General features: G+C 39.1%; 21 protein-coding genes, 1 tRNA gene and 1 riboswitch. Of the genes, 7 read left to right on the top strand and 15 right to left on the bottom strand.

Annotated features, from left to right (window positions below; genetic code table 11):
- Window positions 1–68 precede the first annotated feature (68 nt).
- From GAVG_RS02080 to GAVG_RS02055, 6 genes are all read right to left on the bottom strand, one after another.
- A complete protein-coding gene (locus GAVG_RS02080; protein ID WP_004112506.1) occupies window positions 69–857 on the bottom strand; it encodes an ANTAR domain-containing response regulator in 789 nt (262 codons plus the stop codon).
- Window positions 858–1,084: 227 nt separating this feature from the next.
- The gene (gene menA / locus GAVG_RS02075; protein WP_013399516.1) at window positions 1,085–2,167 is read right to left on the bottom strand and encodes a 1,4-dihydroxy-2-naphthoate octaprenyltransferase; all 1,083 of its coding nucleotides are present in this window, start codon (window positions 2,165–2,167) and stop codon (window positions 1,085–1,087) included.
- Between the two features lie 57 nt (window positions 2,168–2,224).
- Window positions 2,225–2,998, bottom strand: coding sequence for an energy-coupling factor transporter transmembrane component T family protein (locus GAVG_RS02070; protein ID WP_013399515.1), 774 nt, complete (start codon window positions 2,996–2,998; stop codon window positions 2,225–2,227).
- A gap of 18 nt (window positions 2,999–3,016) precedes the next feature.
- The gene (locus GAVG_RS02065; protein ID WP_004574971.1) at window positions 3,017–4,834 is read right to left on the bottom strand and encodes an ABC transporter ATP-binding protein; all 1,818 of its coding nucleotides are present in this window, start codon (window positions 4,832–4,834) and stop codon (window positions 3,017–3,019) included.
- Between the two features lie 108 nt (window positions 4,835–4,942).
- Window positions 4,943–5,524, bottom strand: a complete 582-nt coding sequence (locus GAVG_RS02060) for a tryptophan transporter (protein ID WP_004115564.1) — start codon at window positions 5,522–5,524, stop codon at window positions 4,943–4,945.
- 121 nt (window positions 5,525–5,645) lie between these two features.
- Window positions 5,646–6,272 carry a hypothetical protein gene (locus tag GAVG_RS02055; RefSeq protein ID WP_004115566.1) on the bottom strand — a complete coding sequence of 209 codons (627 nt, stop codon included), beginning with the start codon at window positions 6,270–6,272 and terminating at the stop codon, window positions 5,646–5,648.
- Window positions 6,273–6,832: 560 nt separating this feature from the next.
- Window positions 6,833–6,925, top strand: a riboswitch (TPP riboswitch).
- Between GAVG_RS02055 and thiM the strand changes: the two genes are divergently transcribed.
- Both thiM and GAVG_RS02040 read left to right on the top strand, forming a co-directional pair.
- Entirely contained in the window at window positions 6,913–8,454 is a 1,542-nt protein-coding gene (gene thiM / locus GAVG_RS02045) for a hydroxyethylthiazole kinase (RefSeq protein WP_004115568.1), read from the top strand. It overlaps the preceding riboswitch by 13 nt.
- Window positions 8,455–8,533: 79 nt before the next feature.
- Window positions 8,534–8,606: transfer RNA gene (locus tag GAVG_RS02040), tRNA-Arg, on the top strand.
- Window positions 8,607–8,621: 15 nt separating this feature from the next.
- Here the strand turns inward: GAVG_RS02040 and GAVG_RS02035 are convergent.
- Together GAVG_RS02035 and GAVG_RS02030 are read right to left on the bottom strand one after the other, a co-directional pair.
- Complete coding sequence (locus GAVG_RS02035) at window positions 8,622–11,234, bottom strand: ATP-binding cassette domain-containing protein (protein ID WP_004116779.1); 2,613 nt, start codon at window positions 11,232–11,234, stop codon at window positions 8,622–8,624.
- Window positions 11,235–11,698: 464 nt separating this feature from the next.
- On the bottom strand, window positions 11,699–13,066 hold the full coding sequence (locus tag GAVG_RS02030; protein ID WP_004112492.1) for a dipeptidase: 1,368 nt from the start codon (window positions 13,064–13,066) through the stop codon (window positions 11,699–11,701).
- A 116-nt stretch (window positions 13,067–13,182) separates the two neighbouring features.
- Between GAVG_RS02030 and GAVG_RS02025 the strand changes: the two genes are divergently transcribed.
- Both GAVG_RS02025 and GAVG_RS02020 read left to right on the top strand, forming a co-directional pair.
- Window positions 13,183–13,839 carry a DUF3043 domain-containing protein gene (locus tag GAVG_RS02025; RefSeq protein ID WP_009994839.1) on the top strand — a complete coding sequence of 219 codons (657 nt, stop codon included), beginning with the start codon at window positions 13,183–13,185 and terminating at the stop codon, window positions 13,837–13,839.
- Between the two features lie 127 nt (window positions 13,840–13,966).
- Complete coding sequence (locus tag GAVG_RS02020; RefSeq protein WP_004112489.1) at window positions 13,967–14,752, top strand: DUF4191 domain-containing protein; 786 nt, start codon at window positions 13,967–13,969, stop codon at window positions 14,750–14,752.
- 107 nt (window positions 14,753–14,859) lie between these two features.
- Here the strand turns inward: GAVG_RS02020 and GAVG_RS02015 are convergent, their stop codons facing one another.
- Genes GAVG_RS02015 through GAVG_RS02005 form a run of 3 tightly spaced genes read right to left on the bottom strand, consistent with a single transcriptional unit; the run spans window position 14,860 to window position 16,967 of the window.
- Window positions 14,860–15,405 carry a low molecular weight protein-tyrosine-phosphatase gene (locus GAVG_RS02015; protein WP_004112487.1) on the bottom strand — a complete coding sequence of 182 codons (546 nt, stop codon included), beginning with the start codon at window positions 15,403–15,405 and terminating at the stop codon, window positions 14,860–14,862.
- Between the two features lie 8 nt (window positions 15,406–15,413).
- Entirely contained in the window at window positions 15,414–16,046 is a 633-nt protein-coding gene (locus GAVG_RS02010; RefSeq protein WP_004115573.1) for a dihydrofolate reductase, read from the bottom strand.
- Window positions 16,047–16,094: 48 nt separating this feature from the next.
- The gene (locus GAVG_RS02005; RefSeq protein ID WP_004574972.1) at window positions 16,095–16,967 is read right to left on the bottom strand and encodes a thymidylate synthase; all 873 of its coding nucleotides are present in this window, start codon (window positions 16,965–16,967) and stop codon (window positions 16,095–16,097) included.
- A 194-nt stretch (window positions 16,968–17,161) separates the two neighbouring features.
- Between GAVG_RS02005 and GAVG_RS02000 the strand changes: the two genes are divergently transcribed.
- Complete coding sequence (locus tag GAVG_RS02000; RefSeq protein ID WP_004116790.1) at window positions 17,162–17,581, top strand: OsmC family protein; 420 nt, start codon at window positions 17,162–17,164, stop codon at window positions 17,579–17,581.
- Between the two features lie 91 nt (window positions 17,582–17,672).
- Window positions 17,673–18,911, top strand: a complete 1,239-nt coding sequence (locus tag GAVG_RS01995; protein WP_004116793.1) for a glycosyltransferase — start codon at window positions 17,673–17,675, stop codon at window positions 18,909–18,911.
- Window positions 18,912–19,044: 133 nt separating this feature from the next.
- On the opposite strand, the gene GAVG_RS01990 is transcribed toward GAVG_RS01995, so the two are convergent.
- The 3 genes from GAVG_RS01990 to GAVG_RS01980 form a co-directional block, all read right to left on the bottom strand.
- Window positions 19,045–20,088, bottom strand: a complete 1,044-nt coding sequence (locus tag GAVG_RS01990) for a universal stress protein (protein WP_004115580.1) — start codon at window positions 20,086–20,088, stop codon at window positions 19,045–19,047.
- Window positions 20,089–20,300: 212 nt separating this feature from the next.
- The gene (locus tag GAVG_RS01985) at window positions 20,301–21,056 is read right to left on the bottom strand and encodes a C40 family peptidase (RefSeq protein WP_009994837.1); all 756 of its coding nucleotides are present in this window, start codon (window positions 21,054–21,056) and stop codon (window positions 20,301–20,303) included.
- A 161-nt stretch (window positions 21,057–21,217) separates the two neighbouring features.
- The gene (locus tag GAVG_RS01980) at window positions 21,218–22,222 is read right to left on the bottom strand and encodes a CHAP domain-containing protein (RefSeq protein WP_004116799.1); all 1,005 of its coding nucleotides are present in this window, start codon (window positions 22,220–22,222) and stop codon (window positions 21,218–21,220) included.
- A 198-nt stretch (window positions 22,223–22,420) separates the two neighbouring features.
- On the opposite strand from GAVG_RS01980, the gene GAVG_RS01975 reads away from it, so the two are divergent.
- Entirely contained in the window at window positions 22,421–22,675 is a 255-nt protein-coding gene (locus GAVG_RS01975; protein ID WP_004115586.1) for a hypothetical protein, read from the top strand.
- Window positions 22,676–22,698: 23 nt separating this feature from the next.
- Here GAVG_RS01975 and GAVG_RS01970 read toward each other — a convergent pair whose 3' ends face one another.
- A complete protein-coding gene (locus GAVG_RS01970; protein WP_009994835.1) occupies window positions 22,699–24,126 on the bottom strand; it encodes a sensor histidine kinase in 1,428 nt (475 codons plus the stop codon).
- Window positions 24,127–24,156 lie beyond the last annotated feature (30 nt).

The following is a 24,156-nucleotide window of genomic DNA, read 5'->3' as shown; positions in this document are numbered from 1 at the left end:
TAGCTGTAACAACCATTAATTGTAACAACTACAAAATATTGTTTTTAAATAATGCTTTGAAATACTGTTTACGCTTCTGCAGATGGTTTTTCTTCACCATACTTAGCAATAATAGCCAAAGCAAGACGCTTCTTTGGAATACGCTGATCCATAGAAGTTTTTTGAATCCAGCGGAAAGCACCCTGTTCCGAGAATCCAGCCTTGTCCATAAGCAAACCTTTTGCCCTGTCTACAAGCTTACGCTCTTCAAGAGTATCTTCAGCCTTCCTAAGCTTCTCTTCTGCTTTACGAAGCTGATCTTGCGCATCCTGTAGCTTATTTTCAGTACGCTCAACACTATCTAATAAATCGTTAATTTCACTAAACCTACCCATAGCTACTTCTAGAGCAGGTAAAAGTTTTGACTCCTCATACGGCTTTGTAACATAAGCCATAGCACCAGCGCCAGTAGCTCTCTTAACTAAATCAGATTGAGAAAAAGCAGTGAGCATAACAACTGGAGCAATATTCTCGTCACAAATAGTGGCAGCCGCTTGAATACCATCTACTACTGGCATCTTAACGTCCATGCAAACAACATCTGGATGGAATTGACGAGTAAGATTAACCGCTTCTTCTCCATTAGCTGCTTGTCCTACAACCTTGTAGCCATTATCTTCCAACATTGCTACAAGATCCATACGGTTCACTGCCTCGTCTTCTGCAACTACAACAGTTTTTTCAGCATTTTCTTTTTTGCTTTCACTGTTATCATCGTCTTTTTTAGGAGTAGACAACTCAGCCGCATCTCGCAACTCATCATCGGTAAGCACAACTGGCGACTTCCCCATCTCTTCATCGCTGGTTACAGCAGACATTTTACAACCTCATTTCCTTACCCTAAAACACAAGGCAACAGCGCTATGTATTCCACCAACACACATTTTGCACACTCTAATACACGCCAGCTTTGCGGTCATTGCGTGAACCAGCATCATGCATATTCATTGCACAAACACTAAAAGCACACCGTGCGCGTTGCCATACGATTTTACTAGTACGCATGTATAAAATACATTATAAACCGCTTTTTAATGCGGTAAAGCTAGCATGCAAATATTGACAATACAAAAGTCAAAGCACCAAGCATTGCTAAAGATACGCATATTGGAAAAGCATTAGCATAATTCCCACATATAACCGCATATGCTAGCGAATACGCTTTTTTAATAAACATGTAGGTAAGCAATAATAACAAAATGCAGCAAACAATAAACACACCCTGATTAAACAAGAAGCAATTTATTCTGAAAGCATTTTTATTCAATCTGGCTACATTCCAAATTATTGTCATAAACTTAGCAAAAAATATATTAAGAAAAACATAAACACACTGCAGAAGTGTAAACATAATTACAACAGAAACGAATATAATTCGCCCTATATTCTCCCCAACAATTGACATTGCTGTAAATTTTGCGTGTTTTGTATCACTTTCTATATCCCTTAAATTGTTAATCATCATAAGACAAGCAGAGAACCCGCCTGGAATGATGGACAATAACACACAAAACACAATTTGTGGAACGCTTGCCGTTGTTATTGATTCTTTAGGAAAACCACTTCCAAAACTAAGAGCACACAATGTTCCTAGAAAAGCAACAGGTCCAAAGAACAAAAACGCACTAAATTCTCCCCTACCACGGTAACCGTAAGGATGCGATCCTCCCGCATAAAACCACGCTCCCATAAGACAAACTAGTCCAAGAAGAATAAATATCCAAATTCCACTTCTAACAGTAATGATTAACCCAAAAACACATGATACTAAGGCAGATATGCAAACAGCATACAAAACTGATTTTGGTTTAATACCAGCGTCTGCAAGTCTCCAAGACACATCACACAATGTTTTATCGCCTAAATCTCTATTAGATCTTTGATCATCTAATCCGCGCAAACCATCACAATAATCATTCGCATAGTTCACTGAAATCTGCATAAAAGCAGCAACACCTATACACAATAGTGATTGAATAACAAAATTTTCAATATTATAAGGTTTTACAAGTATTTGACCACTGAATAAATATCTTGCAAAAATCGAAATCGCCATAATAACTGGCACTATTCCGATTGGAAGAGTATAAAGTCTTGCACCTTTAAGCCAAACCTTTAAATTATTCATCAAAAATCGCCTAGATTCTAGAATTTTTTAACTTATTCTAGATTAGTTTAAACTATTTTAAATAATTTGTGGAGCTAATATAGACACAACTATAGGCAAAGCAATCATAATCGCAGATATTACAATAAGAACAAGCCCACGCCATCCAAAAGTGTACTTTTTATAAGATGACTTACGAGTGCGCAAATAGAATCCACGTTCTTCCGCAGCCAAAGCACAACTATCGGCTTTACGAACAGACAAAACCAAAAGAGGCACAATCAAAGGCATCATCAGCTTAATCTTTTTAAAAGGATTCTTAGTATCGAACTCAACTCCTCTTGCCATTTGAGCTTCCGTAATCTGAGACATTTCGTACGCAAAAATAGGAACAAAACGCACAGCTGTAGTAATAGTAAAAACATAACAGTAAGGAACACGTAGATATTGAACAACAGCATTAGCTAAATCGTTCAATTTTGTAATGCTAAGAACGCTAACAAGAGGCAAAGCAAAACAGAATAGTCTCAAAGATGCTCTTGCAGCAACAGAAATTCCTCTTGATGTAAACCACAAGAACATATAATTTCCACCCTGAGCAATAATCGTTTGCAAAAAGAACATTACAACGCCGAGAATAAGCATTGCGCGCACAAGAGGAAACAGAGTTTTAAGAATCCCAGCCATAGCCATAGCAACAAGAATCAATACTGCAATAGTTACAAGAACGCTAAATTGTTGAGCTATAAAAGCAGACACAACAACGCTTATAGCTAATATAAGTTTTGCAATAGGATTTGCCTTGTGCAAGAAAGTTGAACCAGCATTATAAGTAAGAATCTTAGTTTGCATAAAAATCACCCATTTGTTTTACAAATTGCAACTCTTTTTAAGAGCATTAACCAACATATCTCTCTTATACAATCCTTTACACTTAGCAAAACCATTTTTAGCTAAGCCCTGAGATACAGCGCACAAAAGAGGAGCACATAAAGCAGCTTCATCGCAAATACTCTTATTCTCAAACACATGGCTTATGCTTCCGTCTTCAAGAATATGTCCATCATTTACTACGATTAAACGCGTTGCAAAATCAAGAACCACTTCCATATCGTGGCAAACCATTATCACGCAACAACCATGGTCTCTAAGGTCTTCTACAACTTGCATGATTCTCAAGCATTCCATGTAATCCAGTCCGCAAGTAGGCTCATCTAATACAAGAATCTTAGGTTTAGTTACAACAGTTGCAGCCAATGCCACCATCTGACGCTGACCTCTAGAAAGCATAAAAGGGCTAGCATTAGGATCTAAATTAAGCTTTTCAATCACTTGCATAGCATGATCATTAGCTTCTTTAACAGACTCACCTAAAAGAATACAACTAAACGCTACTTCTTCTAAAATAGTATCTTTACAAAGCTGACGATCTGGATTCTGGAAAAGAGTTGAAACATAGTGAGCAATTTGGCTTATTTTCATGTTGCTAGTATTTTTGCCATCAATAAAAATACTTCCACTACTTGGCTTAAGCAAACCGTTTATTATCTTAGTAACAGTTGTTTTTCCAGCACCATTTCTTCCAACAAGAGTTACAAGCTCCCCAGGATAAGCGTCAAAAGACACGTTTTCTAAAGCACTAACACCACTCGGATATGAAAAACTAACATTTTGCAAAGAAAGACATGGTGAAGAATTTTGTGCTAAGTTTTGCGATGCATTGGAAAAGTCGAAAGCAGCCGCACATTTATCTTCATCGCATTCACTATGTGAATCATCATGTGAAACTAAAGAATTTCCACTATTAATCGTATTAACAATAGTATTTACTGTATCTTCTACAGACACAGGCAAATCGCTTTTAGAGCAAACACTCTCACGCTGTAAATCATTAACCAAATGTGTAGTGCGCGGATAATTTATTCCAATAGAATAAAGCAAATCCATATTTTTTAGCGCTTGTCCAACAGGCAAATCCAGTGATAAAGTGCCATTAGAAAGCACAACCAAACGCTTGCAATACTCGCTTAAAAGCGCCACTTTCTGCTCAATTACAACAACCGTTATTCCAAAATTCTTATTCAAATCTTTAAGAATCGAAAAAATCATTTTAGAAGAAACAGGGTCTAAAGCGCACGTAGGCTCATCTAACACCATAACTTTAGGTTTTAGCGCAAGAATAGCAGCAATCGCAACTTTCTGCTTTTGACCTCCAGAAAGAGTGTCTAAATCGCGGTTGCGCAAATCACTAATGCCAACAATTTGTAAAGCTTCATCGATTCGATTCGGTATTTCATTGTGTGCAACACCAAAGTTTTCTAGACCAAAAAGAATCTCATCTTCTACGTTTGCAGCCACCATTTGCGCATCAATATCTTGGATAACTGATCCAATTAAGCAGGCTATATTAGTTAAAGCAAGATTTTTAGTTTCTTGACCTGCAATCTTAACGATTCCAGAAAGTTCTCCAGAATAATGATGAGGAATAGCACCAGAGAAAATAGAGGCAAGAGTTGTTTTACCAGATCCAGATGGTCCAATAATTCCAACAAATTCGCCAGCTTCAATACTAAGGCTTATATTGTTCAAGGCAAAAGTGGAATCTTGTGCCTTTGCAGAGTCTAAAGAATCATCCTTATTATGATTCAAATATTTAAAAGATACTTCCCTAAGCTCAAGCAAAGACACAACAATTCCTAACTCTTAAAAACCCAACAATACTATGAACATTACTTATTGATTACTCTCTGACGATTATATGACTTACTGAATATCATCTAAAATAAATTCAAATACTTACTTGTGTAGAACGAGTCGAATTGGAGTGTAAAGAACTTCAACAACAACAGCATTAAACACAGCAGTTCCCAAAATGATTGGAAGCATAACAAGAATCGTCTTAGGAGAATGAAGAACAAAGAAAGATGCAGTAGATGCAAATATTAAACCAGAAACAACTGTGGTTATAAAAGTTGCTATAAGTGGGAAAATACTGAACTTTCTAGCAGCATCCTTAGGGAAAACGCGGACATAAGCCATAATCATCAAAGTCATAACAATTGCTGCTGGAATATCGCAAACATAATTAAGACCAGGAATAGATGCGTTAAATTGCATTAAAGTTGCAGCCAAAGCACCAATAATCGCACCCTGAATAACATTTGGACGAACCAACAAAATCGCAAGGCAGAATGATGCGATTAAGAAGTTTGGTTTAATATTTCCAATTGAAAGCGCTTTTGCAACTGTAAAATCAAGAATGCATCCTGCTGCAAAAAGAACAGCCACCAACACTAAAGACGTAATATCTAAAGCGTGCTTTTTAATACTTACAGCATTAAGCATATTACCTTCATGTTCGTTAATTTCCTGATTCATAATCTTCTCCTTTAAGTTGCGATAATCAAGTTTTAATTATCGACTTTTGTTATTTATATATGTTTTGATATTAATTTATATTGATTTAAATTAATTTGTTTAATTATTTTTCAATTCTGATTTACTTGTGTAGAACGAGTCGAATTGGAGTGTAAAGAACTTCAACAACAACAGCATTAAACACAGCAGTACCCAAAATGATTGGAAGCATAACAAGAACAGTGTTTGGAGAGTGAAGAATAAAGAAAGATGCGATTGTTGCAAAAATCATTCCAGAAATAACAGTTGCAATAAAGGAAGAAATTAATGGGAAAACACTGAACTTTCTAGCAGCATCCTTAGGAAAAGCCTTTAAATAACCCATCAACATCAAAGTCATAATAATTGCTGCTGGAATATCGCAAGCGTATTCAAGACCAGGAATTGAAGTGTTAAATTGAATTAAAGTCGCAGCCAAAGCACCAATAATCGCACCCTGAATAACATTTGGACGAACCAACAAAATCGCAAGGCAGAACGATGCAATTACAAACTCTGGCTGAATATTTCCAATCGAAAGCGCTTTTGCAACTGTAAAGTCAAGAATACATCCTGCTGCAAAAAGAACAGCCACCAACACCAAAGACGTAATATCTAAAGCATGCTTTTTAACATTTACACCTTTAAGTAAATCCGAAGCCTGATTAACACTAGATTCAGCAGAAGTAAATGAGGTTTCCTGCTTAGTTTCATTAATTTCCTGAGCCATGATTTTCTCCTTTTATGTAGATTTTTATGTTGATTGTTTTAAACAATTTTTTAATTGTTTTTTATGTTTATAGATTTGTTTTAGACGTAAAATTAATCCAAATAGATTTGGCTTTCTGGAGATATAAAAAAGACCTCCAGGTTTACCCTAGAGGTCTTTTACAAGCCTAAACAAGCAGCTTCTAAAGCTTTAGAGTAAACTACGCCAAAGAGAAGTCTGCCACCACCACATACGAGCAGCATCAAAAGTATCGCGAGCTTGAGCATTCATGTTACGCATGATAGCCGCCTCCTTAATACTTAGCTGCAAAGCTAAACGCTTAATGTGGTCAATCACAAATCCAAAATCGTAAATCGTAAAATTTACGATATCCGTTTGTGTTGTGTTTGATGCTAACACTATAAAAGTACAAATGCAAACAAAAATAAAAAATTAATGGAAAAATTTTATAAAATCCAAAACAATAATCTTCAATCATCCCCGAAATTTCAAGCGAAACAACGCAAAACGCGCGAAATAAAATATTACATAGCCAAACGTCATACACAAACGATATAGTCAAAGTCGGTTCGGGGTGCGTAAAAACGCTGAGATTACACCCGTTAAACCTGATCTAGGTAGTGCTAGCGAAGGGAAAATCATGGAAGAATTAAACGAATCAAATGCAAATATAGATACAAATATAGATACAAGTTTTAGCGTTCGCGCAAGAAGACGAATGTTTCTAAATGACGTTAGATCATGCATAGAAAGAGTGAGAGCAAAGAAGCCACTAACTCATTGCATAACAAACAATATTGTTCAAGAAATAACAGCAAATGTACTACTTTCCGCAGGAGCTACGCCAATAATGGTATGCGACCCAGATGAAGCAGCAGGCATTGCAAAAATAGCGTCAGGCGTTCTAGTAAATGTTGGAACATTCGAAGAGATAAAAGGCAAAGCCATACGCAAAGCAATAGAAACTTGCGAAGAAACACAAACTCCTTGGGTACTAGATCCAGTTGGAGTTGGAGTAGACGAATTAACCACTAGAACAAAATTTGTAAGAGAAATAGTAAAACGAAACCCAACAGTAATACGAGCGAACGCAAGCGAAATATTAGCTTTAGTTGGGCAAAACAGTCAGATGAAAGGCGTAGATGCGCAAGATCCAGTAAACTCCGCGCTAGAAGCAGCCAAAAAACTGGCAAAAGAATACGGATCTGTAATATCAATATCTGGAGAAAAAGACGCGGTATACGGTCACGGATGCCTAGTGCGAATAACTGGCGGACACAAGGCTATGACAAAAGTTGTAGGAACTGGGTGCGCTCTTGGATCATTAGTGGCGGCATATGTGGGTGCAAACCCAGAGCGCCCAGTGGCAGCAACAGTGGCTGCACACGTGCACGCTGCAGCAGCTGGAACGTTTGCAGCAAGACAAACAACCGCACCAGGAACATTCAAAACACTGTGGATCGACGCATTGCAAACATTAAGTGTAAACAACATGTTTGAACTAACAAACATTGAATTTAGCATAGAACCAACAGATTGGACGCTTTACCTAGTCACAGATCCACGAATGGGAAACCGTAGCGAAGAACAAGTTGCAGTAGAATCCATAGATGGCGGAGTGACAGTAGTTCAATTGCGAGATAAATACTCCAACGATACTGAAATATCAGAAAAAGCCATAAAGTTACGCAAAACACTTATAAAAGCAAAACATGGAGATATACCGATTTTCATAGACGATCACGTTGACACCGCAGCAAAACTGGGATTCAACCTGCATATTGGTCAAAAAGATACGCCTTTCGTTACAGCACGTAAATCCATGCCAGCCGAATGGATGATTGGACTTTCTTGCGCAAGAGTAGACCTAATGGAAAAAGCATATAAAGAGTGCAAAGAGAACGATACTCCACTTCCTGATGTTATAGGAATCGGAGCTGCATTTGCCACAAATACTAAGGCGCATGATGTTCCTCCTCTTGGAGTTGAAGGCGTAAATGAAGTAGCAAAAGTAGCACACAGCATGGGTGTAAAAACTCTAGCGATTGGTGGAATACACGAAAACACCGTTTTTCCAATCAAAGACCTAAGCATTGATGGAGTATGCACTGTATCTGCTCTCATGTGCGCTGAAGATCCTAAAAAAGTAGCAAGCGATCTTAAAAGCGTAATAACTCGCTAAAGTATGCATTAAAGTCACAAAGATTGGCTAATAGCGTATACTTTCAATCCCTAGCAACGTGTATACTTTCACAAGTTGCGGGCTTGTAGCTCAGTGGATAGAGCGTCTGCCTCCGGAGCAGAAGGTCGTGGGTTCGAATCCCATTAAGCCCACATTGTATGTTAGTATTAATTTCCTCCAAGAAGAGCAAAAGTACCGTAATATACAGCAGCGATTAAAGCGATAGCAGGAATAATTAAGCACCCAATCATAAACACATAATCGCGTTTATTCACATGGCTTATACGTGCATGAGATCTTGGGTTTTCTCCGCCAAATCCACGAGCTTCCATAGCCGTAGCCAAAGTTGTAGATCTTCGAATAGACAGCACCAAAAGAGCAAAAGCTTGAGGCATAAAAGCCTTAATCTTACTATCATCGCCAAGTCCGCGAGAACGCCTAGATGCACTGAGAGCAGCCCAATCATCTTGAAGGACGCTAAACAATCGCATACCAGCTAATCCACCGTAAACAAACCTATCTGGCAATTTCATAACTTGACTAAAGGCATCAGCTAAATCAGTTGCATCAATGCCAATAACAGTAACAATAGCTGGAACACCGATAGCTAAAATTCTGATGAATGTTGCAATTGCAAGAGTTGTGGAATGATCACTTACATGAATAATTCCCCAATCAAACCATGTTGCTCCACCTGATTTACCATACAACCACACTGCTAATGCAGATCCAGGAGCACCAACCCATACAGGCCAAGAAAGTTTAATAACTCGCAAAGGGTTCATTTTAACAACCCAAAGAATCACAAACTCCAAAACCAGAGCTATTGTTGCAGAAAGCCAGTCGAGAGTAAACAAAAGCGGAACCGAAAGTAGGAAAGCTCCAAGCATCCTATACACAGGATTCAAAGATGCCAAGAATGGAGAATAACTTGATGCGCGAGCTGCCTCATCACGATGGTTCACATCGCTAACTTCTATTCGAGATATATTCGTTGCATCTGTTGACGAAGATAATGCTAAAGATTCTTGTGAATTATCTACATTTTCAGACTCATAAGATTCGTCATTAGTGGAATCCACATTAGTTTTAAGTTCCACTAAACGCGCTCCAAGCGCATCTACTAACTCTCTATCATGAGTAACAACAATAACACTAACGCCATCTGCGCGAAGGCTTGCAATGAGTTTTATAATTTGTAACCAAGTTTTACGATCCTGTCCAAAAGTCGGTTCATCTAAAATTAAAACTCTTGGAGCTGCAGCCAAAGATGCGGCAACAGTAAGTCTACGCTTTTCACCTCCAGATAAAGTGTATGGGTTTGCGTTAGAATATCTAGATAGGCGGAATCTATCTAATAAAGACTCTGCTTTAGTTTTAGCGTCTTCTTCACTCATTCCAGTTCTAATAGGACCCAGCATAACTTCTTCAAGAACAGTTCCACACGCAAACTGATGTTCTGGATTCTGGAAAACATATGAAATTCTTTTAGCAAGATCAGTAGACTTCCAGTTCATCGGATCGGTGCCGCCAGCGCCTTCGCAAAGATCCTCACTAGCTACAACCTGACCTTCTAAAGCTGGAATTAATCCTGCCAAAGTTAGAGATAAAGTGGATTTTCCAGCACCGTTTGCTCCAACTAATGCTGTGATTTGTCCAGAATTAAATTTCAAATTGATATTTTTGGCTATTGGAGTACTCGTATGACTAATCGCAAGGTTTTCTGTTGATAGAACTACTCTTCCATCACCTTTTGCTGGATCGCAATCTGGTTCACATTCAACATAAATCCTACCAATTCTGCGATCTTGCGGATCTTTATACTTGTCAGGAAGCCAAATCCCAAGGTTTTCAAAATCAAGATCGCTTCTACTGAACACTTCGTCTGGAGTTCCATCTGCAACAATAACTGTTTGCGCAAACTCGTCTCGCGCAATATCATCATCGTGAACATAATTATTCTCTTCAGTATTGTTCACAGAATTATCAAGACCAAGAACCACTACTCTATCAATCAAATCAATCCAAGGCTGCGCATGATGTTCTACAAGAACCATTGTTGCATTGGTATCGTCTAAAACTTTACCAACAGCTTTTACAATCTGATTAACACCATCTGGATCTAGATTCGCAGTAGGCTCATCTAAAAGAAGCACACTTGGCTTCATAGCCAATGCTCCAGCCAATGCCAGACGCTGCATTTGACCACCACTTAAATGGGCGGTAGAACGGTGTAACTGTAATCCTTCTAAACCTACTTCTTCAAGACTTTTATTAACAAGATCCCATATTTCTTTACGAGGAACATTCATATTTTCAGGACCGAAGGCGACGTTATCCCCTAAACGCTGAAAAATAGCTTGAGCCTCTGGATCTTGTAACACTAATCCTACTCGCCCACGCGCTTTATGAACTGGTAAATCATCTACGAATACTGAGCCTTCGCTTACACCGCCATCTTCATCTTCTACTAAAACATTCTTCTTCGAATCAGGCTTTGAATTATTTGAGCTAGATTTAACAATATCACTACCAATCAGCCCAGCAGCACCTTCAAGAATTGTGGATTTGCCTATGCCCGATGCACCAAGCAACAAAACTCTTTGCCCTGCTTCAATTGTTAGGTTCAACCCGCGTACAGCAAAATGTTTGCGAGAAGCATGACGATAACCCCAATTATCAAAACGTAGCTGAGCATTGCAGCTAGCCGATGGAAGGAATGTTTCGGCATCCTGCGTATTAGTTTTGTTCAAAACTGGCGTTTCAAATGCATCGGGCATAGAAAAATCCTTTATGGCAATGATTTTATTTAATTATTTTCTATCTATTTTTTAATTTTTTCTTTTAGAATCATTTAGATCTGCTACGGACTTTTTAACGACCTAAAAATCCTAAAATGTCTTTATTACAAACACGTTTTTGACTTATCCTAATAACAAAACGTCATATCAGTGATTTACATCGCTGATTGCATTGCAATAAGACATTTTCTTTCGACATAGATATGTGCCTTACTGTTCTTTCACTACGACTTATGCGTTGGCTTAAATCGTAGGTCACCATTAAGGCACGGGAAAAACAGATCTCCGTGCGCCAGCATTACCTGGATTCACGTTCAAGCGGTTTCTCTCAGCTTTACAAATTAATGCAAAGCACCCGTGTCGTGTGAAGATTTTACGTCATTGCGTAGACTCGTATACAAACGCTAAAATTTTATATAGCGATTGTATACGAGTTGTTAAGTTTACTTAGTTAGACGATCTAAAAGCAAAGCTTCAGTTACGATATTCGATTTCAAGCCAGAAAGAGAAATCGATTCGTTAGGACTATGCGCATTAGACTTTGGATCTTCAGGTCCAGTCACCAAAACCTGAGCTTTAGGGAAAATTCGTTGCAATTCTGGAATAAATGGAATCGAACCACCTTCGCCCTTGTTAATAGGATCCACGCCAAAAGCATCCTTCATAGAAGCTAAAGCGTCCTTAGTTGCTACAGCATCAGGATCCATAGCCCAACCCATACCATTGTCAACTGGCTTTACAGTAACTTGCGCACCGAATGGGGCGTTTGCAACCAAAAAGTCGCTCAAAGCTTTTTGCGCTTCTTCTGGACGCTGGCAAGGCGCAGTTCTAAGCGAAAGTCGCAAACGCGTTTCGTGAGCAATCACATTAAAGCTTTCCTCTACTGGATGAGCATCCATACCAATAACAGTCAAGCTAGGCTTAGTCCACATACGAGCAGCAAGGGAACCAGTACCAGCAAGCTTGTAAGAATCCACTACTGAAGAATCTGCGCGAACTTGAGCCTCATCCAAATCACGTTGCAAACCGCCAACAGGCTCTTGCGATTCAATTCCAGGAACGGCCAAATCACCTTCCTTGTTATAAAGAGAAGCAATAAGCATTGAAGCAAGCGTGTATGCGTCTAAAATTGGTCCGCCAAACTGTCCAGAATGAACCTGATGTCCAAGAACTTTCACTTTAACGTCTACAGTAGTGTTTCCGCGCAAACTAGTCGTAAGACTTGGAACGTCCGCAGACCAATTTCCAGAGTCGGCAACAATAATAACGTCTGATTCAAACTCATCTTTATGAGCTTCGATGAATGGAATGAAACTTGGAGAGCCCATTTCCTCTTCACCTTCAATAAATACCTTAATATTTACGCCTAAATCTTCGCTTAAAGCGCGCAAAGCACCGTAGTGAATTGCAATTCCGCCGCCATCATCAGCACTACCGCGACCATACAAGCGACCATCTACTTCAGTTCCTTTGAAAGGATCAGTATTCCATTCGCTTGCATCTGGAACAGGCTGAACATCGTGATGAGCGTAAAGCAAAACAGTTGGAGCGCTAGGATCCACAATACGAGATCCAACTACTTCAAAAGCTCCAGGAGTACCATCCGGATTCTGAGACTGCTCAACGCGAGCATCTACACCCACTTCGCGCAAAACTTCAGCCACATACTCAGCCGAAGCACGCATATGATCTCCAGTAATGCCTTTAGCAGAAACAGCTCCTAAAGAGATCTTCTTATTTAATACGCTAATAACGTCTTCCCAAGCGTTTTGCACGCGCGAACGCACATCAGCAACCTCTAAACTAGCCATAAGTCCTCCAAAAAACAGTAGATTAGTAAAAACATTAGTTGAATTACTACTATCAGACTATTCATAACCAACGAAATTGCTCATAACGCGTCTAGTCTGTTGGGTAATCTGCAAACATGACATGGAATCCATTCGTAAAAAAATCTGCTGATAATGGTGCACAAAATGGCAATCAATCAGCGACTAATGAAAATAGTGAAAATAAAATAGAAAATAAGGCAAAGACTCGCACAAAAAACGCTCCAACGCCGAAGCAAAGCGAAGCTACAGCGCAGAATCTTAGACCGTTAGTTCCAACGGATAGAAAAGCAAGCGCAAAGGCTGCGCGAGCCAGATTGCGCGAAAAAGAAAATGCTCAATACGATGCGATGAAAAATGGAGACTTAGCTCATATGCCAAAGTCAGAGCAGCTTCCATGGAGAGTTTATATTAGAGATTATGTAGATGCGCGTTTCAATATTGGCGAATTTTTTGTGCCGTTTGCAATCGTTATTATGCTCTGCATATTCTTAACTCAAAACTTCTTATCCACTAAGTATATTGCTCTATATTTTGCTCTTGCGATTGTTCTTTACGCATATCTTTTTGCTGCAATTATTGACGTTATAATAATGTGGCGCAAGCTTCGTAAAGAGCTTGTTAAGCGATACGGCGAAGTTTCTGTTGGCAAAAGCTCTAGATCTGCTATGTATGCTTGCAGTCGAGCAATACAAATGCGCAGATGGAGACTCCCAAAGCCAAGTACACCAAAGCGCGGTAATTGGCCTAAATAAATCGCTAGTATACTAACAAAGCTATGATTTATAGCATAAGCGTGTTTAGGGTATGATTACTAAGCAATAAAGCAACAAAATACAAAGCAATAAAACGCTAATATTATGTATTAGGGGATAAACGCAAATGGCAAACGATAAACCAAAAGGCATTAAGAAGCCAGGCATGATTTCACAAATTATGCGTATCTACAAGTACACGCATACAGACGATAAGCAGCTTCCACTTTGGCTTGGCTTAGCTTTTGTAGCTCCTGTTGTGCTGTGCATTGTAGCTGGTGTTATTCTTAGATGGTCCATTTTGACTTGGATTATGATGGTAATAACAGCACTTATGCTGGGTCTTTTACTGTTTACTGTTGTTCTCACTAAACGCGCAGATAAGGTTGGCTATGCAAGACTAGAAGGAAAGCCTGGAGCTGCGGCTGGCATTGTATCTGCTATTAACAAAGGCGGATTTACTTTCCCTCAACAACCTGTGTGGGTTGATCCTCGCACAAAAGATGCTATTTGGAGAGGAACTGGTTTTAACGGAATCTTCCTTGTTGGCGAAGGTAACTATGAGCGTTTAAGCCAAGCTATGAATCGCCAAGAGCACGCGATTAAAAGTGTTACAGCAGGATCTAATATTCCTGTTTACCGCATTTGCGTCGGTAATGGTGAAAATCAAGTTAAACTTAGGGATCTAAGAAGTAAGGTTTTAAAATCTAAAACTTTAATGCCTACAAATCACAAGTTTGCTTTGTTTAAGATGATTCACCCTAATCGTCGCTTCTTCCTCACTAAAACTGAGCTTGCAATTTTGAATGATCGTTTGCGTACGCTACAGGGCAAATCTGGGTTCGGTATTCCAAAAGGAATTGACCCAACTCATGCTCCTCGAGTAAGTCGCAGAGCTTTAAGAGGAAAATAAATCGTAGGTTTTATTTAAATAAAAGGCATAAAAATAAACCAGACGTTCCAATTGGTTCGTCTGGTTTTAATATATTTTAAGCGACTTTATATGACTTTACGCAATTATTATTCGCGCGTTATCTGCGACTCTACCCAATCCACAATGTAAGGAGCACACTCCTCCACTTGATCCATTGCAATCTCAAACTCTTTAGGACCTCCGTACCATGGGTCCGCCAAATCCAAAACAGCTTCGCGACCAACTTGTGGCTTTTCTAAAGACGGATCAAAAGACCTATACATGTGAACAAGACTACGCTTTTGTGGCGGAATAATCCTGAGCAAAGATTGCATATGCGAAGCAGTCATTGGAAGAAAAAGATTCGTCTCTTCTATTTCATCTCGCTCAATCCTATGCGCAAAATGGCTTAACGGCAAAGAATAACCCCTACTTTTAAGCTCTCTTTGCGCACGTCTATCAATCGGATTTCCGTATTCTTCGTCACTTACGCCACATGATTTTACAGCAACAACATCGCTTAATCCTCTAAGCTTAAACTCGTTACGCAAAACAATTTCTGCCATTGGCGATCTGCAAATATTCCCTGTACAAACCGTCATAACAACATACGGATGCTTAGCATCTACGTGAATTTTGTTTAAAGATTCCATACATATCCTTAATCTAGCTTATTTTTAGATTTAACTGGCTCATAAACCATAAACTTATATTTTGTATTGAATTGATTTGCGCCAACTTTTATAGTCGATTCCTGCCAATCACAATCACGTGCAACTTTCCACAATCCATCATCTACAAGTTTCTGAATGTTAGGAGCAAACGTATCAGCTTCTACTCTAGTGTCAATTTGAGTTACATAGGCAGCGTCAACAATTTGCGACTCAATCACTTCTCTAAAAATTGCTCCGCCACCAATAATCCAAACTGCGCTACCATCTTTAGGCAAATCTGAAGAATCTACATGCTCAATAGGATTATCTTCAATCCATTTTTTTGCGTAACATATTGCTTCTTCAATGCTTGTAAAACTTTTTGCACCATCTGAATTAAAATCTGGATTCCTAGAAACAACGATATTTTCTCGCCCAGGAAGAGGACGGAACTTTTCTGGCATAGAATCCCAAGTTCCCCTACCCATTATTACTGGGCAAGAAATTGTCATGGCTTTAAAATAGCGCAAATCTGTGGAAAGTCTCCATGGCATACCACCATTTACACCCATTGCGCCTACGCGGCCTTCCAAATCGTATGCTTGCCCCCAAATTAAACGCACAGGAATATCGTTTGCCATAAAACTCCTAGTCAAAAACTCAAACTAATAAGCAACTAATAAATAAGATCACACAGCTACAGGAGCTTTAATCGTAGGATGATGCTTATAATCAACAACCTTAAAATCACTATAGTCGTAGCTAAAAATTGAATCAGCTTTACGAATCTCAAGCTGCGGATACGGGTACGGCTCACGCGAAAGCTGCTCAAGCACTTGCTCTACGTGATTATCGTAAATATGGCAATCGCCACCTGTCCACACGAACTCTCCTGGTTCCAATCCTGCTTGCTGAGCCATCATCATTGTTAAAAGCGAGTAAGAAGCAATGTTGAATGGCACGCCAAGGAACATATCGCAAGAACGCTGGTAAAGCTGGCAAGAAAGCTTGCCGTCAGCAACATAGAACTGGAAAAGCGAGTGACAAGGCGGCAAAGCCATATTCTCTACTTCTGCAGGATTCCAAGCACTGACAATCATTCGACGAGAATCTGGATGATTTTTAATAAGCTCCATAACGTTTGCAATCTGGTCGATTGTTCGATTAGGATTTTCTTGCGTAGGCGCTGGCCAACTACGCCACTGAACGCCGTAAACAGGACCTAAATCGCCATTTTCATCTGCCCACTCATCCCAAATATGCACACCGTTTTCTTGCAACCAGCGCACATTACTAGAACCTTTAAGGAACCAAAGAAGCTCATATGCAAGTCCCTTAAAGAACACTGTTTTTGTGGTTATAAGCGGAAAACTCTTGCTTAAGTCAAATCGAATTTGTTGACCAAAAAGAGATATTGTTCCTGTACCAGTGCGATCCGATTTTAAAGTACCTTCCATAAGTATTTTTCTAACCAAATCCTCATAAGGTGTAGGAATATCGGAAGTAGGTTTCTGTGGTACGCGAGAGCGGATATCCGCAAGTTCTTCTTGAGTTAAAGCCATGAGATTATTTTATCATTAGCTAAATTCAACACCACCAAAAGTAAATATAAGAAATATAAGAACAAGAATCAAACTGAAATCAAAGCATGCTAGTTATAATAGGTTTGTCTTAAAAAATAAAAGTTAAAAACAAATAGACATAAGCACAAACATAATCACAATGTGTTAATGTATAAAAATGCAAAGGAGCAAAAATGACTAGAAGAATATGGGTTGAACGTTTAGAAGACGGGTCTTGGCAAGCACAAAGTGATGATGGTGCAACACTAAAATTTGGTAAAGGAGAAGGACAATTTTCACCTGTGGAACTAATGCAAATAGCTCTAGCTGGTTGCACAGCTTTAAGCAGCCAATACGCTGTTGAACATGCGCTCGGAGAAGGAAAAGGCGCTCGAGTTCTTGTAAATGGAACTTATGATCCAGAAGAAGGAACTTACTTAAGATTCCAAGAGGATGTAACAGTTGATGCTACAAGCGCAAAACCTGCTTTAAACGATGAAAATGCAAAAGAACTAAAAGAACGCATGGAAAGACATATCAACAAGGGTTGCACAGTTAAGCACACTCTTGAACGCGGTGCGCAAGTGCGTGTAACAGTAAATGTAAGACACTAAAAACGCTAAAAATCACAATTTGTGGCGCAATAACTTACACAATGCTACACTTTTAACGTTGTTAGAGCTATTTATGTAACTGGAGGAAACTTTGAAAATCGCGATTTTTACAGAAACATATCCACCATACATAAATGGCGTAGCAACGCAATCATACATGCTTAAAAAAATGTACGAGGAACTTGGACACGAGGTTCTTGTTGTTACGGTTGGATCCGAAAAACAGCGAAAAACTAAGCTTGTAGACGGAGTTGTATACGTTCCAGGAATACTTCTTAAAAAGCTATACAAGTATAGAGTTGCAATTCCGATTGGAAACATGCGCAAAAAATTCCCTATCAACTTTAAACCAGATGTTATTCATATACAAAATGAGTTTGGTATTGGTGAAATAGGTCTAGAAGTTGCTAAAAAAGAACATGTTCCTGTTATTTATACTCTTCATACAGAATACGATAAGTTCCTGTTTTATATTGGTCTAAAGCATTTTACAGAGTTTTCTAGGAATATTTCAGCAAAATATTTTACGCGATTTTCTAAAAATGCAACAATTATTACTAGTATGTCCGCTAAGGCTCAAGCTTATATTGATCGTCAAAAAGTCGATAAAAAAGTTGTTGTTCTTAGCAATGCAGTTGAATATAAAAAGTTCTTGCCTACACCAGAGCGAATTGCTTTTAGAAAAGAATTCCGTAAAAAATACGGTATTGCTGATTCCACGAAACTCTTCGTTTTTGTTGGAAGAATCGGAGCAGAAAAGAATATCTCTGAGCTTATTGACAACTTTATGTATTGCGATTTTCCACGCGAATTAGCTAGACTCGTTGTTATTGGCGGAGGACCTGATTTAGAAGACTTGCGTAAGAAAGTAGCTAGCAAAGGATTTGAAGATAGAATCTACCTACTTGGCCCTATTGAACACACGCAGATCCCTAAGTATTTGCACGCTATGGACTACTACACTACCGCTTCCCTATCGGAAATGCATTCACTTTCTATGCTTGAAGCCATGGCATCTGGATTATTTGCTCTCGTAAAGCACGATATCCCTAATGAGAATCAGATTATTAGTGGCAAAAATGGTTATCAGTGGGATTCTAAAGAAGACTTTAAGCAAGTGTTTAGTCACGTTCTTAACATGAGTGAAGAAGAGCAAGCACAACTAAAAGCAAATGTTCTCGAATACTCAAAGAACAATGACTTTAAAAAGCAAGCTCAAGAGCTAATTAAAATTTATAAACTTGCTATTGAAATGAACAATAACGAACTTGCTAAAAAACGCGCTGCTCGCGAAAAAAGACGCGCACGATTTTTACTTAAAAACAAGTAAAAATCAAACTTAAACAAATAAAAAGCACATAGTACATGCCTGGGCTAGCTTTGCAACAAAATAGCGTCCAAAACACTGTTTTAGTGCTTTGGACGCTATTTTCTACTACAAGCTACTTCTCTACTACAAACTACTAGTGAAGCGGATCAATAGTTTGCTCGATTTCTTTAGCAGCTTCCACACCAGCTTTTGGAACATCAACTGTATGAACGCCACTTATAGAATCAATAGCACTAGTATCATTACTTACCTTAGACTGCTGTGCTACTTGAGCAGCGCTTAACTCCACATACTTACGTGGAACCACATACACCGGTCTAGAAGAATGCTGCAACAAACCTTGGCTAATAGAACCAAGAAGCAATCCTGTAAAACCACCACGTCCTCGTGAACCCACAACAACCAAATCATTGTTTAAGCTCGCTTGAGTCAAAGCGTTTACAGCAGAGCCTGGAACTACAGAACGATGAATCTTTAGATTTGGCAAACGCTGCAAAATAGGCTTTACTCTCTCATCAAGATCTTCCATATAAGATCCCATAACAGCAGTGTCACCTTCTGCACCCTGAACGCTAGGAACAGCAGAAATCACATCTAATTGTGCGTTCCAACTATCAGCCAAATCTGCAGCAATCTCAAGAGCTTTTAATCCCCACTTAGACTCGTCGGAGCCAACAGCAATCTTAGAAATCTTATTATTCAAGTGGATTCGTTGACCATCATCATCTGTATATGGAACAACAACAATTGGGCAATAAGCGTAGGCTGGAAGCGAAGAACTTGTCGTGCCAAGCAAACGCTCAGCCAATCCACCTTTACCTCGGTTACCAATAACAATAAGCTGATAGTTCCTAGAAAGCTCTACAAACACAGAAGAAGGATCGCCAGTAACGATTAACGTTGTTGCATCCACACCCTGTTCTAAAGCTACAGCTTTTGCTTTAGAAAGAATTTCCTGAGCGTCTTGATGAGCAACATTATCATCACCAATCGCAGTATAAGTCGCATCAAAAGATACAGCTGCATAACTAGGTAAAGAATATGCACAAACTATTTGAAGCTGTAATCCAGCATGCTTAGCATAATTAGATGCCCACCATACAGCCTTATAGCTCGCATGAGAACCATCAACACCTACAAGAACAGCTTTTTCTTGTGTAATAACACCTTGTGCCATCTAGATCCTCCTAGCATCGCGCGATTTTTTATTTTCTTAAATACTTTAACTACTAGAATAGCGCGTTTAAGGTAGTCGCGTCTATCGCGACACAACAAACCTAAGTATTAATGGCAAAATTAATTAAAAATAACCTAAAAACGTATCAAAACTACTAACAAAAACTAAAAGTTGTATCCATAAAATCATGAATACCACTCAAAATCAAATTGTCAGAAGATTCTACGAATAGAATAAGATCCCGAAAAAACGTATCTAATAGGATCATACTGAGTTCCAGCGTACTGAGAATTAATAACCATTCCATTACCAACATAAATAGATGCATGAGCACCATTGGCAATTATGTCACCAGGCTGGGCCTGAGCTAAACTCGGAACAGCCGTACCTACAGTGGCCTGAGCTCCAGAAGTTCTAGGTAAAGAAATACCCATATTGGCAAAAACGTACTGCACAAAACCAGAGCAATCCCAGCCAGCAGGACTTGTACCACCAGAACGATAAGGCACTTTACCTAAAAACTGAGCCGCAAAATTAAGCATCGCCGAAACAGACTGATTATCTGGAGGAGCAACAAAGTACGTCATAGGTCCAACGCCATTACGCGCTCCAGAACGACTTGCAGTAGCGTCGAAGCCATCAGCAGAATTATTCTGTGCCTGTTGTTGCTGGCGAGCCTGTTCAAGTGCAAGTTCAGCAGCACTCTTAGTCTGCGGAACATCCAAAGACTCAATACTGCCCCAATGAGAATTAGCATCAACATCGGTAGAAGTGGATTCTGTAAACAAATCACGCTTAACATCAGTAATCTTAGGGAAAGAACGTGTAGATGTAACTGCTGATTCTTCAGCAGAAGCGGAAGCACAAGCAAGCGGAATCATAGCAGCAACCAGCGCTGCAGATACAAAAACTGCAAATACAGAAGAAAAAATCTTATCTCGCTTAATCATCATTAGCGATGTTAGCATGTTAATACTACAAACTAAGACCACAAACAAAATTTGCACGCACTATTTACAGCACAACAATGCACACCTACACGCATAACAGCCAGAATAGACTAGAAAACCGCAAAACGTAGTAACAGATATCAATATTAAAATGTCAAAATATTAAAATTCCAAATAATCTAGTAATGGATAAATTCAAAAGCCGAAGTTTCATTCGGATTTACAACCCTAGAGAAGGTCCTACCGTGAAGCTCCGCACTAGACTCAGATGTTTCAATAGAACCATCAGGATTAATTTTTTCAACAACAGCAACATGACCATAAGTACGATTAACGCCAGCCTGACCGCGACCAAACACCATAATATCGCCAACGTGACGAGGCGTACGATCTACCCAATATCCAAGTTTTCGAGCAGTCAAAGCCCACATCCAGCCGTCTCCCATATTGGAACCAACAGGAAGACCAAGCTGATGCCTACGAATATAAACCCACCAAGTGCACTGGCTAAACTCATATGCATTCCCAGAATCACCAGAACTATGATTTGGATTAAATCCAGCAGGCAAAGAATTAACGTCTGAATCCATTAAAATAGCAACCTGCGGATTATTCGCAGAAGACTTAGACATTTCAGAAACTTTAAAATCTGAATTAGAACCTAAATCCCACTTAGACTCATGAGACGATCTAGTAGAGAAAGCGTTTAAATCAGCTTCGAGACCAGCAACAGCACTGCTGAACTTCAAATATTTATCAGCACGATCTAACTTTTCACGCTGACTAGAACGAGAAGCAGCTTGATCATTAGAATCATTGGAAAAATTAATCTCAGAAGCATATTGCTTTGAAGCAAAAGAACCCAAACCATCAGTCTTGCTCAAAGCCATAGACGTCAATGCGGCACCAACTATAGCTACTAAAGACGTAGAAACAATAATACAATTCTTACGTTCTCTAGATTCGCGAGCTAAACGAATCTCGCGACGAGTACGAGGAGCAGAAGACATTTGCAAACTCTGAGCCACAGATTCGCTCAAACCCACAACTGCACCATTATTCGCACAAACCGCTTCGGTAGAACGCTCAGAAGTAGCACTGGAAATATGAGAAGACGAAAAAAGCATAAAAGGCGAAACGAAACGCCCCTTTGCTTTCTTAGCACCATGTGCACCATGTCTCATAAAAAACCACTCCCGAATTGTTAAAGTATCACGTCAAAACGGCACCTACAAAGCTCAAGATTACAACGTGGTGCGGATGTGATAAAAATAGTGTCGAAAAAGAAAATAGTAAAATTTAAACGTATATCATAAACGTATATCATCAAAAAATATAACCAAAAATTGATATTAGACATCACTAGATGTATGGTTAATCATATGAAGCTAGCACCGATTATTAACCCAGATGCGCGCAAAGAGGCACCAAAGCCATTGCGCGTAGACCTGTGCAAAGCATTTATGGTTGGAACAGTTCTATGGCTTATAGCATCAATAATCACTGTTGTGCTCGCAATCTTGCACTTTCTACTATGGTTTTTTGCTATAGTTTGCCTTAGCGGATTCGTAATAGGTATTTTGCTTTTAATCTGGGAACACTTTGACCGTTGGGATTATAGAAGACTAGGAAAGTAAAACGCTTAATACGATTAAGCGAACTATTTTGCATCCGATCTTGAAAGCGGAATCGCAAAATTAACCGTAGTACCTTTCCCTGGTCTACTCCACAATGTAATGCTACCGTGATGAGTAAGAGCCACGTGCTTAGCAATAGCAAGACCTAAACCAACACCATCCTGACTGCCGTCATTCTGGTTATCCGAACGATAAAAACGCTCGAAAATACGAGGCTGATCACGCAACGCAATACCAGAGCCACAATCAACAACACGAATCACTGCAAACTGAGAGTCATCAGACTTTAACGCTGAAATCGCCACACTGCTATTTGCTGAAGAATAGATAATAGCATTCTCAACAAGTTTACGCACGGCAGCGCTGATTTGTGAAAAACTGCCTAAAACACTAAGCGAAGAATCAGACTTAACGCAAAGACGCACATTTCGGCTCAAAGCAAGATATGAAACCTGATTCTGAACATCTTTTAACACACTCAAGACGTTCACAGCACTCGCCTTAGACACATCTATAGGCTTCTGAGCACTCATAAGAAGCAGAAGATCTTCCAACATATGTTCCAAGCGTTTAGAAGACCTCTGAGCTTTTAAAGACACTTCCTTAACACGATTAAGAGTAACATTACTATCCTGCAAAAGTTCTATAAGACTAGAAATCATTCGAGTAGAGCTAATAAGTTGTTGAGAAACATTACTTATAAAATCATCTCTAGTCTGCTCAAAACGATGCGCAGCACTCGTATCATTTAAAATAACAACAACCTTGCCTGCTCCAACACTTCCAACAGTAACATTAAGCCAATTAGGTCTAGAAACTGTAGAAGCATCAGACGATTTATCAGTTTTATTCGAGGAAAAGTCGCCAGCAACCGTAGCTGATTTTAATAACACAGCACTGTCACCAGAAAAATTACTATTAAAATCAGAATCTTCACCAATAGTTATATACCGCTCAGGAGTAAAAGTAACTAAATCAAAACTCTCAAAACCGCCAGACTCGCGCACACGATTTACAGAATCCAGAACTCGCGGTTGAACAATAGAATCATCAACAACAACACCAAGCGTATAACTATCAGAACTAGCTCGTAAAACATCATTATCAGCATCGATAACAATAGTCGCAGCAGACAGCATGGATAAAATCGCACACGCATCTGAACTTATATCATCTGAATTACTATCAACTGAATCTTCATCATCTTCATCATCACCAAAATTACGTTTACCTAAAATTTTTAAGATCTTCTTAAAGCTACTACGAAAAATCCTACGCAAACCACCTGCTATAGGATTTACAACAGAACTAAAAAACGGTCTAAAAATACTACGAAATATTGGGAAAAGAGAATCAACAACAAACATAACAACAACAATTGCAACACAAAGCGCAATCAAAGCAAACACTACAAACACCATTAAAGGCGAATATGGCGAATCTTGAAGCATACTCTTAAAGAATACTCTAACGCGCTCACA

It is taken from the genome of Gardnerella vaginalis ATCC 14018 = JCM 11026 (assembly GCF_001042655.1).
GTDB lineage: Bacteria > Actinomycetota > Actinomycetes > Actinomycetales > Bifidobacteriaceae > Bifidobacterium > Bifidobacterium vaginale.
Note: the sequence above shows the minus strand (reverse complement) of the source record. Positions and strands in the feature narration are given on the sequence as shown.

Excerpts from the sequence above, each read along its gene's own strand:
- GAVG_RS02070 (WP_013399515.1), bottom strand. The coding sequence starts at position 2,998 with ATGCAAACTAAGATTCTTACTTATAATGCTGGTTCAACTTTCTTGCAC.
- GAVG_RS02025 (WP_009994839.1), top strand. The coding sequence starts at position 13,183 with ATGACATGGAATCCATTCGTAAAAAAATCTGCTGATAATGGTGCACAA.
- GAVG_RS01975 (WP_004115586.1), top strand. The coding sequence starts at position 22,421 with ATGAAGCTAGCACCGATTATTAACCCAGATGCGCGCAAAGAGGCACCA.
- thiM (WP_004115568.1), top strand. The coding sequence starts at position 6,913 with ATGGAAGAATTAAACGAATCAAATGCAAATATAGATACAAATATAGAT.
- GAVG_RS02015 (WP_004112487.1), bottom strand. The coding sequence starts at position 15,405 with ATGGAATCTTTAAACAAAATTCACGTAGATGCTAAGCATCCGTATGTT.
- GAVG_RS01970 (WP_009994835.1), bottom strand. The coding sequence starts at position 24,126 with ATGCTTCAAGATTCGCCATATTCGCCTTTAATGGTGTTTGTAGTGTTT.
- GAVG_RS01980 (WP_004116799.1), bottom strand. The coding sequence starts at position 22,222 with ATGAGACATGGTGCACATGGTGCTAAGAAAGCAAAGGGGCGTTTCGTT.
- GAVG_RS02080 (WP_004112506.1), bottom strand. The coding sequence starts at position 857 with ATGTCTGCTGTAACCAGCGATGAAGAGATGGGGAAGTCGCCAGTTGTG.
- GAVG_RS02010 (WP_004115573.1), bottom strand. The coding sequence starts at position 16,046 with ATGGCAAACGATATTCCTGTGCGTTTAATTTGGGGGCAAGCATACGAT.
- GAVG_RS02055 (WP_004115566.1), bottom strand. The coding sequence starts at position 6,272 with ATGGCTCAGGAAATTAATGAAACTAAGCAGGAAACCTCATTTACTTCT.
- GAVG_RS01985 (WP_009994837.1), bottom strand. The coding sequence starts at position 21,056 with ATGCTAACATCGCTAATGATGATTAAGCGAGATAAGATTTTTTCTTCT.
- GAVG_RS01990 (WP_004115580.1), bottom strand. The coding sequence starts at position 20,088 with ATGGCACAAGGTGTTATTACACAAGAAAAAGCTGTTCTTGTAGGTGTT.
- GAVG_RS02035 (WP_004116779.1), bottom strand. The coding sequence starts at position 11,234 with ATGCCCGATGCATTTGAAACGCCAGTTTTGAACAAAACTAATACGCAG.
- GAVG_RS02000 (WP_004116790.1), top strand. The coding sequence starts at position 17,162 with ATGACTAGAAGAATATGGGTTGAACGTTTAGAAGACGGGTCTTGGCAA.
- GAVG_RS02020 (WP_004112489.1), top strand. The coding sequence starts at position 13,967 with ATGGCAAACGATAAACCAAAAGGCATTAAGAAGCCAGGCATGATTTCA.
- GAVG_RS02005 (WP_004574972.1), bottom strand. The coding sequence starts at position 16,967 with ATGGCTTTAACTCAAGAAGAACTTGCGGATATCCGCTCTCGCGTACCA.
- menA (WP_013399516.1), bottom strand. The coding sequence starts at position 2,167 with ATGAATAATTTAAAGGTTTGGCTTAAAGGTGCAAGACTTTATACTCTT.
- GAVG_RS02060 (WP_004115564.1), bottom strand. The coding sequence starts at position 5,524 with ATGAATCAGGAAATTAACGAACATGAAGGTAATATGCTTAATGCTGTA.
- GAVG_RS02030 (WP_004112492.1), bottom strand. The coding sequence starts at position 13,066 with ATGGCTAGTTTAGAGGTTGCTGATGTGCGTTCGCGCGTGCAAAACGCT.